Raw genomic sequence first — 16,049 nt, forward strand, 5'->3', positions numbered from 1 at the left:
TCATGAGAACTTTAGACAATAATCAATTAACGGGAAAATTTCACAACGCAAAAAGTGAAACTTGGAACAGTAAACGCCGTTATCACTAATACATGTGCCAACCAAAGTAAACATCAAATTTTCATCAATCATCATCAATCAAAAAACGAATTGTTATGCACACTATCATCAGAATATCAAAAAAACTAGAGGGCCTAGTGCAAGATCGACCTCTAAACAGACGGCCAGTAGTTAAGTTTGAGACCACCAACTCTGGACTTTGGTTAGGCACAAAACGATACGCACACTAAAAACCTAAGCATGAACTAAACCTAAAAACGCTTTAAGCATATTACCCCAGATTGCCTAAAGCGTTTTTTTGACTTTACTGTTTATAAAATTAGATAAATTAATAACTCAATGGCAAACACAAAGGGTATAGAAAGATCAGTTACTGCAAACAGCTTGTGGTCTATTATACCTTTGCTATTGTTTAACCTCTTATTTTATCAACCTCTTAGAAAGGCTGAAAGCCCCCTACCAATTTTAACTACAAGCGCAAAAAGCCAACAACTCCATGAACATGTATTAAGAATTTTATTAACCGATGATGATACTATTATCATTGACGGACAATTTGTTTCAGTTAACGCACTTCCTAAAATCATTAATGATTTTGTAAGTCAGCCAAAACCGGGCTGTAAATCGTGCCTAATTCATGAAGAATACCAGAAAAGAGAATCTACGATAATTCTAGAGGCTAGCCCTAAAACCAGTGATGGTCTTTATACTACAGTTAAGAATGAAATTACCAAATCTTACGAAAAATTAATGCACTTACTTATTTAGGATAATATAGTAAACCAACATTTACTAATCTACTTCGTATTCTATAGTAACTTTTCTACGCCCCCATTCTTTGGCCTTATCAACATTATTCCCCATGTATATATCAATATGCTTTGTCCATCTTGAATGCATTTTATCCTTTACCAAATAAACACCATCAAAACCTTCAATTTTAACTTTTGTATTATGGCCTAAACCAAGGTCTATCAAATCACGAGAAACAGCTATAATCTTGTCTCCTGGAGAAATAGTGTCTCCCCATGCCGATAAATTTGGTTTTTCGTTGGTTTGAGATTCAACTGAATTATATGCGGAAGCCATAACTTCTATTGATTTCCATTTTACCGTGTCTGAAGTTTTTCGGGGAGCCTCTACATAATCAACTAGCCCAAAAACTATAACCAAACTAATCCAAATAAATTTTCCCATTTATAAATATGTTTAATTAAAGATACGATTTTCCGCTAAAACGCATTAAAAAAGGACGCTTAACAAGCGTCCTTTGAAATTGTTCAAATAATTAATCTAAGTAAACTTTTAAGAAACGGTAATGTTTCGTTTTGGCTTTTGCTTCGCCTCATCTCGTTTTGGCAAATCAATTTTTAGGATACCATCTTCATAATTAGCAGAAATTTTATTGGCCTCCACAGTATTTGGCAACGCAAATGATCGTTTAAAGGAAGAATATCCAAACTCTTTTCGAGTATATGTTTCATTTTCCTCTTTGTTTTCTGTTTTCACCTCAGCCGATACCGACAAAACTTGATTATCGATATTAATATCGAAATCTGATTTACTTAATCCGGGAACAGCCATTTCTACTACAAAGGCTTCAGGTGTATCCTTAACATTTACCGCTGGTAAAGTAATACCCGTGTTAAAGTTTGACATAAACTCAGAGCCTAGGCCCTTACCTAATACGTCATCCATCCAAGTGCTTAAACTTGGCCAAGATTCCAATCCTGACGATTTTCTTTTAGTTGGAATTAAAGTGTTCATAATATCTGATATTTTAAGTTAAACGTTTTTTGTTTTCATTCAACTTATAGCAAATCCAATACCATGAGCCACATTTCAATAAAACACAAAATTAAACTGACAACATTTCCGATTAAAACCCAAACAACATGTCAATATGTCTCATAATAAATAAATAAAAAATTAAACTGGGATTTCTTTTTCATGGAAATCAATTCAAAACGAAGCGTATTAATCCACGTCGTCAAATTCTGCAAACATTTTTTTCAAACTAGGTTTAAGTATTTCTAATTGAGATGTAGCTCCGGTAAATTTAAATCTAAAATCTTTTATTTTTCTTTTTGAAGATTCTTCCTCTTCTTTGTTTTTATAAGCTAAAACCAAAGTAACTTCTACATCTTTATCATTATTTTTAAAAGCCTCCTCTACAATTTTCCAATCAAAGTTTGCTAAATCTTCAAGACTTTCAGCTTCAAATATTAACTCAGTCACGGCTGTTTTGGTTACCACAAAATTATTCTTTTCTGATTGAGCATAAGTAGTTAATCCCACTAAGAAAAAAATCGCAATAAAAAAGTGTTTAGTTTTCATAAGTTGTTTAATTAAGTTTAAAGTAATAGATCAGTAGGCTTATCCTACACTTACTAAATCATAATATTTCCTATAAAATCAAGAAGAATCATCTTTATTTTAGAAATGATTAACAAAAAAAAGAGCATAAACCAAAGTCTATGCTCTTAAATACATTTATTATAAAAAATCTGATTTCTAATATTCTAATAACTCCAATAAAGCAGTTTCAAAACGTCCTTTAGCTAAATACTGCTTTTCCAATTGATTTATAAATGGAATGGGCGTCTCCAAACCCGCAACACGTTTTACAGGAGCATCAAGTGATTTAAAACAGTTTTCTGTAATCAACGCAGAAATATCACTTGCTAAACCACCAAAAAGAGAATCCTCTTGTAGAATTATCGCTTTCCCTGTTTTCTTAACAGAATCAAAAATTGTCTCAGTATCCAAAGGCTGCAATGTTCTTAAATCAATTAGATCTGCACTTATATTCGGATTCTTATCTAAAGTTTCTAAAGCCCAGTGTACTGCAGCTCCATAAGCAATAATGGTAACATCACTCCCACCCTTAAGAGTTGCTGCCTGTCCAAATGGTAAAGTATAATAATCTTTAGGTACATCTTGACGAATGCTTCTGTACAAGGCCTTATGCTCAAAGAACAATACCGGATTAGGATCATTAATTGCCGTTGCCAAAAGTCCTTTAGCATCGTAAGGGAAAGCAGGATATACAACTTTTAATCCCGGAGTTTTTGTAAACCACGCTTCATTGGTTTGTGAATGGAACGGCCCTGCCGCCACACCTGCACCACACGGCATACGCAAAACAACATCGGCCTGTTGTCCCCAACGGTAATGTGATTTTGCCAAGTAGTTAACCACTGGATTGAATCCTGAGGTTACAAAGTCCGAAAACTGCATTTCAACAACACTTTTCATTCCAGCAATAGAAAGCCCCATTCCTGTTTCTACGATAGCCGATTCGCAAATTGGTGTGTTTCTAACACGTTCTTTTCCAAATTGATCTACGAAACCTTCAGTAATCTTAAATACTCCTCCGTATTCTGCTATATCCTGCCCCATGATTACTAAATCATCGTGAAGCTCCATACTTTGCTTAAGTCCTTCAGAAATCGCATCGATAAGTCTTAATGATTCTGTTTCAATACCTGGAGCAACCTCAGCATACTCAAATGACTTATACACATCGGCCAATTCAGTTTCCATGCTAGGAATGATAGATTCTTCCTCAAAAGCAACCTCCAAACCAATTTCAATTTCAGTTTTTATTGTTGCCTTCAGAGCTTCATCTTCAGCTTCCGTTAAAATACCATGTTCAAACAAATAAGCTTTAAAGTTCTCAATAGGGTCTTTAGCAGCCCAAGTGTCCATCAATTCCTGTGGAACGTACTTAGTCCCACTGGCCTCTTCGTGTCCACGCATTCTAAAAGTTTTAAACTCCAGCAATACCGGTCTAGGATTATTACGGATACTCTCAGCTATTTCAGATACTCTACTGTAAACTTCTATAATATTGTTTCCGTCTATAATATGGCTTTCCATACCATATCCTTTGGCCCTATCAGCCAAATGCTCACAATTATATTGCTCGTTGGTAGGTGTAGAAAGTCCGTATCCATTATTTTCTATACAAAACATCACAGGTAATTGCCATACAGAAGCAACATTTAAGGCTTCATGAAAATCACCTTCACTAGTTCCTCCTTCTCCTGTAAATACTGCAGTAACTTGATTCTTGTTTTTTAGTTTACTTGCCAATGCAATACCATCAGCTACTCCTAATTGCGGACCAAGGTGGGAAATCATTCCAACTATGTGGTATGCATTAGTACCAAAGTGAAATGATCGATCTCTACCCTTGGTAAAACCACTGGCTTTTCCCTGCCATTGACAAAATAGCCGATGTAACGGAATTTCACGTGTTGTAAAAACACCAAGGTTACGGTGCATTGGCAAAATATATTCCTCCTTGTTTAGGGACATGGTAACCCCCACAGAGATAGCCTCTTGACCAATACCTGAAAACCATTTACTTATCTTTCCTTGACGCAATAATATGAGCATTTTCTCCTCAATCATTCGAGGCTTCAACATTGTCTTATAAAGCGTCTTCAGAATTGTATTATCTAAGGAATAATCATTGTAGATCATCGGGGTTAAAGTTGGTATACTCAAAATTATATTAATATAAAGTTAGCTTGCCAAATATAGTATAAAATAGATACTGAAACACCGTTGCTTTTCATAAAAAATCGCCCTAAAAACTTAGCATTGTTTTCGTACATTTGTATTATCCACTCCTTTAAACAAAGCATCATGAAGAGTATTCCAAGTGTCAATTTAAATGATTTTATATCGGACGACCCTGAGAAAAAACAACAATTTGTCAACGACATTGGAAAAGCCTATGAAGAAATTGGATTTGTAGCCCTCAAAGGACATTTTCTTGACGACCAACTTGTAAAGAAACTCTATGGTGAAATCAAGAACTTTTTCAATCTGCCTCTTGAGGTTAAACAAAAATATGAAATTCCTGGTATTGGTGGTCAGCGCGGTTATGTATCCTTCGGAAAGGAAAGTGCGAAAGGAAAAAAGGAAGGTGATTTAAAGGAGTTCTGGCATTTTGGACAATACGTAGACGATAATCCTAAGTTGGATGCAAAATATCCAGAAAATGTTATAGTAGAAGAATTACCAGAATTCAATGTAGTTGGAAAGGAAACCTATAGAATGCTGGAAAAAACTGCTAAATATGTTCTTCGTGCATTGGCTTTATATCTGGATTTAGAGGAGACATATTTTGATGAATACATTCATAATGGCAACTCTATTTTAAGACCAATACACTATCCTCCTATTACCGAAGAACCGAAAGAAGCTGTTCGTGCAGCTGCTCATGGTGACATAAATTTAATCACACTTTTAATGGGAGCACAAGGTAAAGGGTTACAGGTACAAAACCACAAAGGTGAATGGATCGATGCTATTGCCCAACCAGATGAACTAATGATTAATGTTGGCGACATGCTATCCCGACACACCAATAATAAACTTAAATCCACTATTCACAGAGTTGTAAACCCTCCTCGTGAACTTTGGGGAACGTCACGCTATTCCATTCCTTTTTTCATGCACCCTATAAGCGATATGAAATTAGATGTGTTGGAAAATTGCGTTGATGAAGACCACCCTAAATTATATGACGATATTACTGCTGGAGAGTTTCTTTACGAACGTCTGGTAGAATTAGGATTAATAAAAAAATAAAACAAATACATGGACTTACAAGATCAGTTAAAAAATCTGTTTCCTGACCATACTCCAGAACCTAAAGAACAAGACGCTGTTGATGACAATCAAGTTTGGATGCAGGACGATCCTATTATCTGTAAATACGAAAAACGAAAAGGAAAACCTATTACCATTCTTGAAGGTTATACCGGTGCCACCGAAGATTTTAAAACTCTTGCTAAAGAACTAAAAACAAAGCTTAGTGTAGGCGGAAGCTTTAAAGATGATAAGATTATAATCCAAGGGGATTACCGTGATAAAATCATGGCTATTTTAAAGGAAAAAGGCTTTAATGTTAAACGGGTTGGCGGATAGCTAATGAACCAATCCCCTTTACATATCACCAATGGCGACAGCCTAACTCAATTCCTTGACGAGCTTAACATTAAAGGAGAAAAGCTCACTTGGAGAGAAATGTTATGTGAAGGCCCCACTATTGAAACTATAGACTGTGATGATTTTTTTGATCTTAGAAAGTCATTCCTAAAAGATCATTATAACGTTAGCAGCTCTGAATACTCACTCAACTATCAACTTAAACTGCTAAAAGATATTTCATCTTACAGTGAAATTGTTCTTTGGTTTGAATACGACTTGTTTTGCCACATTAATATGTTGGCAGCTATAAGTCTCATCAAACAAAAGCAAATTGAATTACCTGTTTACCTTGTATGCAGTGGAACTATTGAGGGTTCAAGTGAACTTAAAGGGCTTTCTGAACTTTCAGATGAAGAATTATTGGAACATTACAGCAATAAAATAAGACTCCCTGGAGTGGCCATCGATATAGCCGAAACACTTTGGGGTATTTACTGTGGTCGGGATCACAACCTCTTTAAGCCTTACTTAACCATGCCTTCGGTTTTTAAATACTTATCACCATGCTTAAAAGCGCATTTTGAGCGTTTTCCTAATCCGGTTTCGGGACTTAGCAAATTAGAAAACCATATTCTAAAGTTAGCTAATAACGAAGAGATTAAAACCAAAAATCAATTATTGGGGTATGCGATGAACTACCAAGGCTACTATGGTTTTGGAGATGTTCAAGTGCAAAGACTAATTGATAACTTAGACATTTTCTTTTATGAAAATGGCGCTGGATTAACACTAAATCGTGACGGACATGAAGCACTTTTAAAGCATCACAACGTATCTGGCATGGCTAAAAATCAAATGATGTATGGCGGTGTTGAACGATTGGATTTCCAATATCACGAAAAAGAGAGTATCCTCATAAAAACTAACAATAATGGCATTTAAGCCCTCTGAACTCATATTAAACCCAGACGGTAGTGTTTACCATTTAAACCTTAAACCAGAGCATATTGCCAAAACAGTAATAACTGTTGGCGATCCAGACCGTGTTGAGGAAGTATCAAAATATTTTGATACCATAGAATTCAAAATTCAAAAACGGGAGTTTCACACCCATACTGGATATTACAAGGGCAAACATATTACCGTGATCTCCACCGGAATAGGAACAGACAATATCGACATTGTTCTTAACGAACTCGATGCCTTGGTAAATATAGATTTACCTACGAGAACCGTAAGACCCGAATTGACTAGTCTAGAAATAATTAGAATAGGTACATCGGGGGCTATTCAAGACGACATTCCGGTAGATTCTTTTTTTGTTAGTGAATTTAGTGTTGGTTTTGACAGTTTACTACATTATTACGAAAACAAAAATGTACTTCATGCTGACTTTTCTGAAGCACTAATGGAACACTGCAACTGGTCACCACAAAAATCCAAACCTTATTTCGTGAAATCGGACGAATCCCTTTTCAATCGTTTCACATCCCAAAAAACCGTTGAAGGGATTACAGCTACAAACGTTGGCTTTTATGGTCCACAAGGAAGAACACTGCGTCTTAACTTACAAGACGATACCCTTAACGATAAAATAGCTTCCTTTAAATTTAGGGGGCATTGTATCTCAAATTTGGAAATGGAAACAGCAGGAATTTATGGCCTAGCTGAATTGTTAGGACATAAAGCCGTATCTTTAAGCGCTATTATTGCCAATAGAGTTACTGGGCAATTTAGCAGCAATCCTAAGGCGGTAGTAAACAATCTTATTATCTATACGCTTAATAAATTGATTGAATAAGCTTATGAAAACGGTTAACATTGGCGGTGTACCAGAACATTTTAATTTAGCTTGGTACCTAACCCTCAAAAACGGGGAATATAAAGCCGAAAATATCAATCTACGTTGGAAAGATTATTTTGAAGGTACTGGTGCTATGTGTAATGCACTTCGCGAAGGTGAAATAGATTTCGCCGTGATTCTTACCGAGGGTATTATCAAAGATATTATAGAAGGAAACCCCTCCAAGATTGTTCAAACCTTCGTAGAGTCGCCATTAGTTTGGGGAATTCACGTAGCTGAAAAATCTTCTTATCAATCAATCGAAGAGTTAAAAGGTACTAAAGCAGCTATTAGTCGCTATGGTTCTGGCTCCCATCTAATGGCCTATATCAATGCTAAAAATCACGATTGGGATATAGATAATGATTTAAAATTTGAAGTCATTAATGACCTTAATGGTGCTGTTGAAGGATTGACAAATAGTCAAGCCGATTATTTTATGTGGGAAAAGTTTACCACAAAACCTTTAGTAGATAACAATACTTTTAGAAGGGTTGGAACTTGCCCTACCCCATGGCCATGTTTCGTAATCGCTGTACGCGATGAATTCTTAGAAAACAACCCTAAAGAGGTTAGAACCATTTTAGATATTATTAATAACACGACTAAAGATTTTAAGGAAATACCAAGTATAGATAAAACTATCGCCAATCGTTACTCCCAGAAAATAGAAGATGTTCAAGAATGGCTGTCCATTACAGAATGGTCTCAAGATTTAATTAAGGAGAGTACAATAAACAAAGTACAGAACCAGCTATTAGAATTGAACATCATTGACCAGAAATGGCCCTACAAAAAACTCGTTAGACCGATATAATATCCCTTTTAACGGATTTCTGCTTCACTAACAATAAAAAGGATTAAAAAGAAGTTAATAAATTTTACTATTTTTGACGCAACCCTAGAGAACAAACTACATCTTATGTAGTATGATAATTAACTATTAACCGGCTAATCTATTTATCGTTATGATTACAGTCATCTGCATACTTGGCGCTTTGGTTGCCATAAACTTTCTTCTGTTGTTCTTTAGCTGCAATAAATCCACTAAAAAGGACACTAAACGAGTAAGAAAATACATTAAAAACCAAAGAACTACCAAATTATTGGATTCAAAGCAGCTTGCTGCAACAGGGAGTTAGTTTTACTGAAATGTTTATTACCAAACCAGTACCCTCTATTAGCGCTTAATGGCGATGGATGCCCCGACATGAGTATATGGTGTTTTGACTTATCTATGAGCTTTACCTTTTTCTTAGCATAACCTCCCCAAAGTAGAAATACAACATCTTTTTTCTTTTCACTTACAGTTTGAATAACTGCATCGGTAAACAATTCCCAACCTTTGTTTTGATGGCTTCCCGCCTGACCTGCCCTAACAGTTAACGTAGCATTAAGCAACAATACCCCTTGATCTGCCCATCTCATTAAACTCCCACTTTTAGGATAAGGAATTCCTAAATCCTGTTCAATTTCTTTAAAAATATTGATAAGTGATGGTGGATGTACAACATCTGAATTTACGGAAAAACACAACCCATGTGCCTGACCAGGGCCATGGTAAGGATCCTGACCAATAATCACCACTTTGGTATCCTCAAACGTACAGTGTTCAAAAGCATTAAAAATTTCCTTTCCCGGAGGATAACATATCCCATTAGAATATTCCTCCTTAACAAAGTTTGTAAGTGATTTAAAATATTCTTTTTCAAATTCAGTTTGAAGATACGGTTTCCAACTAGGGTGTATATCAACGTTCATTTTATTATCAGGTTTATTTTGCTAACTAAAATATGTACTATCTTTCGGCTTACAAAAATATAAAGTTTTAGCTGCCTTATATGAAAGCATTCAAATTCCCAACCGCCCAAACCATTTTATTAATTATAGCTGGACTAGTAGCTATTTTAACCTGGTTAATTCCTGCCGGAAAATATGATAGCCTATTATTCAACAAAGACATCAATAAATTCAACATTACTAGTTCCGGTGAAAACTTTCAGGTTTCAGCAACTCAAACTACTTTGGACAGTTTGCATATAAAAATCCCTATAGAAAAATTTACAAATGGAGATATTTGGAAACCCGTTTCTATACCGGGAACATACAAAACTGTTGAAGCAGCTCCTCAAGGATTAACGGCCTTTATGCAATCACCGGTAAAAGGAATTATTGAGGCTGCCGATATAATTTTTCTTGTTCTTATTATTGGAGGTCTCATAGGTATAATGAATTTAACAGGAGCTTTCAATGCAGGAATTGCTTGGTTGGCAAATGCATTAAAAGGTAAAGAATTCCTCTTAATTATTTTGGTCACAACTCTTATTGCCATTGGAGGAACTACTTTTGGGTTAGCAGAAGAAACTATAGCTTTCTACCCTATCCTCATCCCTATATTTTTGGCGGCGAAATACGATGCCATGGTAGCACTGGCCTGTATATATTTGGGTTCGTCTATAGGAACGATGTGCTCTACAGTAAATCCATTTAGCACAATAATTGCCTCCGATGCAGCAGGAATCAATTGGACTACAGGATTAACCGGAAGAGGGATTATGCTTCTCGTGGGACTTATTATTTGCATCGTTTACATTTTGAGATATGCCGGTAGAGTAAAGCAGAATGCGAGTAAATCTATCATATATGATCAAAAAGAAATGATAGAAAAAATGTTTGGCATCATGACCGACTCCAGAATTCAACTAAATACCAGACTTCGACTGATACTAATTATTTTTGGAGCCTGCTTTGTTATTATGATTATTGGTGTATCTAAATTAGGATGGTGGTTTACAGAAATGACCACCGTGTTTTTGGTAGGTACCATCATTATTGGTGTTATCGGGAAAATCAAGGAATCAACCTTTGTGGAAGCTTTTGTAAGAGGTGCTTCAGATTTATTGGGTGTTGCCTTGATTATAGGTATTGCCAGAGGTGTATCTGTGATTATGGAAGATGGGCTTATTAGTGACACAATGCTTTATTATGCAAGCAATGTTACTAGCGGCATGAACAAAGGTGTGTTTGCCAATGCGATGTTACTTATCTATTCAGGATTATCATTCTTTATCCCTTCATCATCTGGAATGGCTGTATTGACCATGCCGATTATGTCTCCATTAGCTGATACAGTTGGTATTGGAAGAGAAATTATTGTAAACACATACCAATACGGGATGGGTTTATTCGCTTTTATCAATCCGACAGGACTAATTCTAGCATCTTTAGCGATTGTAAAAGTGGGATACGACAAATGGTTACGCTTTGTAACCCCTTTGGTAATTACCCTATTGGTATTTACTATGATTGTATTAACAATTTCGGTATACCTATAAGTCACTAAAACGGCTTAATTCCCTAAATTTGCAATCGCAATAGAGATTTCAGGCTATTTTAATGATAAACATTAATAAAAAAACATTACAGGATTTAGAGTTTTATACGGTTTTAAACCAAGTAAGCGAATATTGTATTACCCCTCTCGGTCATGAGGCAGTACTTCAATTAGAGCCTTATTCAACTCGTGAACATTTATTGGTAGAATTGAATAAAACCAATGAATATCTCGCATCGTTTGATAACGAAAACCGTATACCTAACCATGGTTTTGACGAAATAACCAAAGAACTTAAGCTATTAACAATTGAGAACAACTATCTCGAAATCCATAGCCTAAGAAAGCTAAGTACTGTTTCTGCAACTGCCAATGAGATTATCCTGTTCTTAAAAAAGTTTGAAGAATACTATCCTACCCTAAATGAATATGCTTCGAATATTGAAGTAACCAAGCTAATTATCGATAAGGTAAATAGCATTATAGATCGTTTTGGTGACATTAAAGACGATGCTTCACAAAGGTTGTTGCAGATCCGCTATGAGATGAATATTCTCAAAGGAAAAATCAACAGTAGTTTTACATCCGCTTTGAACACTTACCATCAATTGGAATATCTAGACGATATCCGCGAAACGGTGGTAGACAACAAACGAGTACTAGCAGTAAAAGCGATGTACAGGAAAAAAGTGAGGGGTGCCATTATGGGTGGTAGTAAAACTGGGAGTATTGTTTACATTGAGCCAGAAACCACCTTGCAGCATTCTCGTGAGCTGAACAATCTTGAGTATGAGGAAAAGGAAGAAATCATCAAGATTTTAAAAGAAGTTACTACATACATACTCCCATTTGGTAGACTTTTGGAACAATACCAAGTGTTTTTAACCCAATTGGATGTTATTTCGGCAAAGGCAAAATATGCAAACTCTATTAATGCCCTTTTACCCGAAATTACCGAAGAACGTCAATTCTATATCCGTGACGCCTACCATCCGTTACTTTATGCTGCTAACTTAAAGAAAGGACAAAACACCTTTCCACAAACAATTACTTTAGAACAGGACAGCAGAATCATTGTTATTTCAGGACCAAATGCAGGTGGAAAAAGTATCACCCTAAAAACCGTTGGTCTATTACAGGTAATGCTACAAGCTGGTATGCTAATCCCTGTTCACGAACGCAGTAAAATGTGTCTTTTCAATAAAGTTTTAAGTGATATTGGTGATAATCAATCTATTGAAAACCACTTAAGCACCTACAGTTATCGCTTAAAGCAAATGAACTATTTCTTAAGAAAGTGTGATGACAAAACACTTTTCTTAATCGATGAGTTTGGTACGGGTAGTGATCCTGAACTTGGTGGAGCATTGGCTGAAACTTTCCTTGAAGTATTCTACGAAAGAGGCGCTTTCGGTATTATTACAACCCACTACTCCAACCTAAAAATTCTTGCCAACGAATTACCGCATATTCAAAATGCGAATATGTTGTTCAATGAGCATTCGCTGGAACCTATGTACAAACTCGTTATAGGTCAAGCGGGTAGTTCATTTACATTTGAAGTTGCTCAGAAAAATGGTATTCCTTACAGTTTAATAAACAAGGCCAAAAAGAAAATTGAACGCGGTAAAGTTCGATTTGATAAAACTATAGCAAAACTCCAAAAGGAGCGTTCTAAACTTGAAAAAACAGAACGTTCTTTAAAAGTTAACGAGCAAAAGAAAATGGCCGAAGCTGACAAACTGGAGGAAATAAACGCTCGTGTTCAAAAAAAGCTGGAGAGTTATCAAGAACTTTACGATTCAAATCAGCGTTTGATTTACTTAGGACAAAAGCTTGATGCCATTTCTGAAAAATATTTCGAAAATAAAGATAAAAAAGACCTTATTGGCGAGTTCCTTAAAATTGTAGCTGTAGAGAATTCTAAACGAAAAAGAGAGTCCAAAAAACAAAAAGACATTAAAAAAGCTAAGGAAGCCAAGCTCAATAAGGAAGTTCAGAAAAAGGTTGAGATTATCAGAGAAAAGAAAAAGGAGGAAAAGAAAAAAGCAATAGAACAACCTAAACCACGTCCTACACTAAAAGTAGGCGATAGAGTGAGATTACTGGACGGAAAGGCAGTTGGAAGCATCGACACTATTGAAAAAAACAAAGCCGTTGTAAATTATGGTATCTTTACGACTAATGTGGATATAGACCAATTGGAATTGGTACAGGCAGCTAAATAAGATGATCAATTTACCTAAAAACAAACAGCTGATTTTATTTGACGGTGTATGCAACCTTTGCGATAATACCGTTCAATATGTTATTAAACATGATAAAGCCAATCACTTTATGTTTGCTGCTCTACAGAGTGAAGTAGGTAATAACATCATCTCTAAGTATCGTATAGATACAAACAAAATGGATTCCATTTTACTTTACAATCCCGAAAAGGGAATCTCTTATAAATCCACAGCAGCTTTAAAAATTGCAAGACATCTTGGCTTTCCCAACAATTTGCTGTCTATTTTTTTAATCGTCCCTTCTTTTATAAGAAATACCCTTTACGATTTTATCGCTAAAAACCGCTATAAGTGGTATGGTAAAAAGGATAATTGTATGATTCCGACACCAGAATTACAATCGAAGTTTTTGGGGTAAAAAAGAAAAAAGCAGATCTATAAGCCGAATTCTGTATTGTGGGAATCCCCGCAACCCTTATCATTTATCTGAGTGAGCCGTTACCGACACACTTTAGCTGCCTACCCTCCAACATTGAACGTGCCGCCCTCAAGCGTTGGTTTACATGGCATTGCACCGCATAGAGTTTACCTGATTTCACTACAGCATGACCTGTACATTCTTTCTGTTGCACTTTTCCTAGCCTCACGACTGGTGGCCGTTAGCCACTATGCTTGCACTATGGTGTTCGGACTTTCCTCCATCCCAAAGGGACAGCGATAAGGCGATCTGCTTTCGGCAAAAATACAATATTTACCAATAGTCCCTAATAAATCTTAACTGTTAATAATTCGCCGTAATTTTTGAAAACTGGATGCCGGAATCTCATTTGAATTTTTAACTTTGTTACTTCAATAAGTGCTCCCTGATTTAGGTTTATAACTGGGTACTTTTAAAGCAAAAATTCAGCAATTTGGAACATTTTGTAGTATCGGCAAGGAAATACAGACCTCAGACCTTTAAGGATGTTGTAGGCCAACAGGCTATTACCAATACCTTGCTAAATGCTATAGAAAACAATCACTTGGCTCAAGCCCTTTTGTTTTGTGGCCCTCGTGGTGTGGGTAAAACTTCCTGTGCCCGTATCCTTGCCAAAATGATCAATCAAAATGGAGAAAGTAATCCTGATGAAGATTTTGCTTTTAACATTTTTGAGCTGGATGCTGCTTCGAATAACTCTGTAGATGATATAAGAAACCTTACCGATCAGGTTAGAATACCCCCTCAAGTAGGGTCTTATAAAGTATATATCATTGATGAGGTTCACATGCTGTCGCAGGCTGCTTTCAATGCATTCTTAAAAACATTGGAAGAACCGCCTAAGCACTGTATTTTTATTTTGGCAACTACTGAAAAGCACAAAATCATCCCTACGATTTTGTCACGTTGTCAGATATTCGACTTTAAGCGCATAACTGTAACTGATGCCAAAGAATACTTAAGGTACATTGCAGAAGAACAAGGTATTAACGCCGAAGACGATGCTTTGCACATTATTGCCCAAAAAGCAGATGGAGCCATGCGTGATGCACTGTCTATTTTCGATCGTGTGGTTAGTTTCTCTGGAAAAAAACTAACAAGGCAAGCGGTAACTGAAAACCTAAACGTACTTGATTATGATACTTATTTTAGCAGTACGGATTTAATTTTGGAAAATAACATTCCTGAATTGCTTATTCAGTTTAATGAAACATTAGCAAAAGGATTTGACGGTCACCATTATATTGCTGGGCTAAGCTCTCACTTTAGGGATTTGATGGTGTGTAAGAACGAAAAAACCATTCAACTTCTTGAAGTCGGAGAAGAAACCAAGATCAAATACTTAGAGCAATCTAAAAAAGCGTCACAAGAATTCCTTTTGGAAGGTATTGCACTGGCTAACGATTGTGATCTTAAATACAAAAGCAGTAAAAACCAACGACTTCTCGTTGAGCTTTGCTTAATGCAATTAGCTTCCATCAACTTTGATGGTAAAAAAAAAATAGCAAACACTATATAATTCCCCCTTCTTTCTTCAGAGTTGAAAGGAAATCAACCAATTCTCCTGAACAAACTAAACCTCAGCAAAAAGAAGTTAGCACTCAAAAAAGCACAGTGGTTTCAACGGCTGCATCGGTTAAACAACAACCTACAACCCTAAAAGAACCTGAAACAAAGGTAATTTCTAGAAGAGATTCTAAGCGTACTTCTGGACTATCTCTAAAAAGTATCCGTGCTAAAAAAGAACACCAAATAAAACAACAGGAACAGGTTGTTAAGGAGGAAAACCTTCCTAGAGAAGCTTTTACCGAAGAAGAAATGCAGAATGCTTGGCAAGCTTATATCGATAAAATTAACGAAGACGGCAAGTACAATTTAGCATCAATTCTCTCCATAGATACTCCAAAATTAAAAGATACTGAAATTCACGTCACCTATCCTAACTCCACCAACAAAGTTGAAGTTGAGCGTGATCAATATGAATTAATGGGCTTTTTGAGGAAAACACTATCCAACTACGACGTTACACTTCATATTGATGTGAACGAAACTATGGAAAAGAAATATGCCTATTCTCCACAAGAAAAGTACGAGAAGCTTAAAGATAAAAACCCTAATATTGAAGTATTAAGACGTTCCTTTGATTTAGATCTATAA

The 16,049-nt window shown here is 35.9% G+C and carries 14 protein-coding genes, 1 other RNA gene and 1 pseudogene; 10 read left to right on the forward strand and 6 right to left on the reverse strand.

Translation table 11 applies throughout. The features are described 5' to 3' along the window. Positions 1 to 399 precede the first annotated feature (399 nt). Positions 400 to 828, forward strand: coding sequence for a hypothetical protein (locus tag PWU04_RS08110; RefSeq protein ID WP_274475515.1), 429 nt, complete (start codon positions 400 to 402; stop codon positions 826 to 828). Positions 829 to 852: 24 nt separating this feature from the next. Here the strand turns inward: PWU04_RS08110 and PWU04_RS08115 are convergent, their stop codons facing one another. The 4 genes from PWU04_RS08115 to PWU04_RS08130 all read right to left on the reverse strand — a co-directional run bounded on the left by PWU04_RS08115 (position 853) and on the right by PWU04_RS08130 (position 4,551). Beyond that, positions 853 to 1,257, reverse strand: a complete 405-nt coding sequence (locus PWU04_RS08115) for a 3D domain-containing protein (protein ID WP_274475516.1) — start codon at positions 1,255 to 1,257, stop codon at positions 853 to 855. A 108-nt stretch (positions 1,258 to 1,365) separates the two neighbouring features. Continuing rightward, a complete protein-coding gene (locus PWU04_RS08120) occupies positions 1,366 to 1,827 on the reverse strand; it encodes an Hsp20/alpha crystallin family protein (RefSeq protein WP_274475517.1) in 462 nt (153 codons plus the stop codon). A 210-nt stretch (positions 1,828 to 2,037) separates the two neighbouring features. Further along, positions 2,038 to 2,397, reverse strand: a complete 360-nt coding sequence (locus PWU04_RS08125) for a hypothetical protein (protein ID WP_274475518.1) — start codon at positions 2,395 to 2,397, stop codon at positions 2,038 to 2,040. A 177-nt stretch (positions 2,398 to 2,574) separates the two neighbouring features. Further along, on the reverse strand, positions 2,575 to 4,551 hold the full coding sequence (locus PWU04_RS08130) for an alpha-ketoacid dehydrogenase subunit alpha/beta (protein ID WP_274475657.1): 1,977 nt from the start codon (positions 4,549 to 4,551) through the stop codon (positions 2,575 to 2,577). Between the two features lie 165 nt (positions 4,552 to 4,716). Between PWU04_RS08130 and PWU04_RS08135 the strand changes: the two genes are divergently transcribed. The 5 genes from PWU04_RS08135 to PWU04_RS08155 are packed head-to-tail and all read left to right on the forward strand — an operon-like array spanning position 4,717 to position 8,669. Continuing rightward, on the forward strand, positions 4,717 to 5,667 hold the full coding sequence (locus tag PWU04_RS08135; protein WP_274475519.1) for an isopenicillin N synthase family dioxygenase: 951 nt from the start codon (positions 4,717 to 4,719) through the stop codon (positions 5,665 to 5,667). A 9-nt stretch (positions 5,668 to 5,676) separates the two neighbouring features. Beyond that, positions 5,677 to 6,006 (forward strand): translation initiation factor, encoded by a 330-nt coding sequence (locus PWU04_RS08140; RefSeq protein ID WP_274475520.1) that lies wholly within the window; start codon positions 5,677 to 5,679, stop codon positions 6,004 to 6,006. A gap of 3 nt (positions 6,007 to 6,009) precedes the next feature. Further along, positions 6,010 to 6,951 (forward strand): DUF1835 domain-containing protein, encoded by a 942-nt coding sequence (locus tag PWU04_RS08145; protein WP_274475521.1) that lies wholly within the window; start codon positions 6,010 to 6,012, stop codon positions 6,949 to 6,951. Beyond that, positions 6,941 to 7,810 (forward strand): nucleoside phosphorylase, encoded by an 870-nt coding sequence (locus tag PWU04_RS08150; protein WP_274475522.1) that lies wholly within the window; start codon positions 6,941 to 6,943, stop codon positions 7,808 to 7,810. The genes PWU04_RS08145 and PWU04_RS08150 overlap by 11 nt, the downstream gene beginning before the upstream one ends. A gap of 4 nt (positions 7,811 to 7,814) precedes the next feature. Then, positions 7,815 to 8,669 (forward strand): substrate-binding domain-containing protein, encoded by an 855-nt coding sequence (locus PWU04_RS08155; RefSeq protein ID WP_274475524.1) that lies wholly within the window; start codon positions 7,815 to 7,817, stop codon positions 8,667 to 8,669. Positions 8,670 to 8,947: 278 nt separating this feature from the next. Here PWU04_RS08155 and PWU04_RS08160 read toward each other — a convergent pair whose 3' ends face one another. Continuing rightward, entirely contained in the window at positions 8,948 to 9,613 is a 666-nt protein-coding gene (locus PWU04_RS08160; protein WP_274475526.1) for a uracil-DNA glycosylase, read from the reverse strand. An 80-nt stretch (positions 9,614 to 9,693) separates the two neighbouring features. Here PWU04_RS08160 and PWU04_RS08165 point away from each other — a divergent pair, with 80 nt between their 5' ends. From PWU04_RS08165 to PWU04_RS08175, 3 genes are all read left to right on the forward strand, one after another. Continuing rightward, a complete protein-coding gene (locus PWU04_RS08165) occupies positions 9,694 to 11,187 on the forward strand; it encodes a YfcC family protein (protein ID WP_274475528.1) in 1,494 nt (497 codons plus the stop codon). A 61-nt stretch (positions 11,188 to 11,248) separates the two neighbouring features. After that, entirely contained in the window at positions 11,249 to 13,414 is a 2,166-nt protein-coding gene (locus PWU04_RS08170) for an endonuclease MutS2 (protein WP_274475529.1), read from the forward strand. A 1-nt stretch (position 13,415) separates the two neighbouring features. Further along, the gene (locus PWU04_RS08175; RefSeq protein WP_274475530.1) at positions 13,416 to 13,832 is read left to right on the forward strand and encodes a thiol-disulfide oxidoreductase DCC family protein; all 417 of its coding nucleotides are present in this window, start codon (positions 13,416 to 13,418) and stop codon (positions 13,830 to 13,832) included. 4 nt (positions 13,833 to 13,836) lie between these two features. On the opposite strand, the gene rnpB is transcribed toward PWU04_RS08175, so the two are convergent. Further along, positions 13,837 to 14,148: RNase P RNA component class A (gene rnpB, locus PWU04_RS08180), an RNA gene on the reverse strand. Between the two features lie 177 nt (positions 14,149 to 14,325). Between rnpB and PWU04_RS08185 the strand changes: the two are divergent. Then, positions 14,326 to 16,049 (forward strand): annotated as a pseudogene (locus PWU04_RS08185) (DNA polymerase III subunit gamma/tau).

Source organism: Mangrovimonas aestuarii, from assembly GCF_028767185.1.
Classification (GTDB): Bacteria; Bacteroidota; Bacteroidia; order Flavobacteriales; family Flavobacteriaceae; genus Mangrovimonas_B; species Mangrovimonas_B aestuarii.

What these genes read in the sequence shown, in the direction of transcription:
- PWU04_RS08110 (WP_274475515.1), top strand. Translation starts at nt 400, where the DNA reads ATGGCAAACACAAAGGGTATAGAAAGATCAGTTACTGCAAACAGCTTG.
- PWU04_RS08115 (WP_274475516.1), bottom strand. Translation starts at nt 1,257, where the DNA reads ATGGGAAAATTTATTTGGATTAGTTTGGTTATAGTTTTTGGGCTAGTT.
- PWU04_RS08120 (WP_274475517.1), bottom strand. Translation starts at nt 1,827, where the DNA reads ATGAACACTTTAATTCCAACTAAAAGAAAATCGTCAGGATTGGAATCT.
- PWU04_RS08125 (WP_274475518.1), bottom strand. Translation starts at nt 2,397, where the DNA reads ATGAAAACTAAACACTTTTTTATTGCGATTTTTTTCTTAGTGGGATTA.
- PWU04_RS08130 (WP_274475657.1), bottom strand. Translation starts at nt 4,551, where the DNA reads ATGATCTACAATGATTATTCCTTAGATAATACAATTCTGAAGACGCTT.
- PWU04_RS08135 (WP_274475519.1), top strand. Translation starts at nt 4,717, where the DNA reads ATGAAGAGTATTCCAAGTGTCAATTTAAATGATTTTATATCGGACGAC.
- PWU04_RS08140 (WP_274475520.1), top strand. Translation starts at nt 5,677, where the DNA reads ATGGACTTACAAGATCAGTTAAAAAATCTGTTTCCTGACCATACTCCA.
- PWU04_RS08145 (WP_274475521.1), top strand. Translation starts at nt 6,010, where the DNA reads ATGAACCAATCCCCTTTACATATCACCAATGGCGACAGCCTAACTCAA.
- PWU04_RS08150 (WP_274475522.1), top strand. Translation starts at nt 6,941, where the DNA reads ATGGCATTTAAGCCCTCTGAACTCATATTAAACCCAGACGGTAGTGTT.
- PWU04_RS08155 (WP_274475524.1), top strand. Translation starts at nt 7,815, where the DNA reads ATGAAAACGGTTAACATTGGCGGTGTACCAGAACATTTTAATTTAGCT.
- PWU04_RS08160 (WP_274475526.1), bottom strand. Translation starts at nt 9,613, where the DNA reads ATGAACGTTGATATACACCCTAGTTGGAAACCGTATCTTCAAACTGAA.
- PWU04_RS08165 (WP_274475528.1), top strand. Translation starts at nt 9,694, where the DNA reads ATGAAAGCATTCAAATTCCCAACCGCCCAAACCATTTTATTAATTATA.
- PWU04_RS08170 (WP_274475529.1), top strand. Translation starts at nt 11,249, where the DNA reads ATGATAAACATTAATAAAAAAACATTACAGGATTTAGAGTTTTATACG.
- PWU04_RS08175 (WP_274475530.1), top strand. Translation starts at nt 13,416, where the DNA reads ATGATCAATTTACCTAAAAACAAACAGCTGATTTTATTTGACGGTGTA.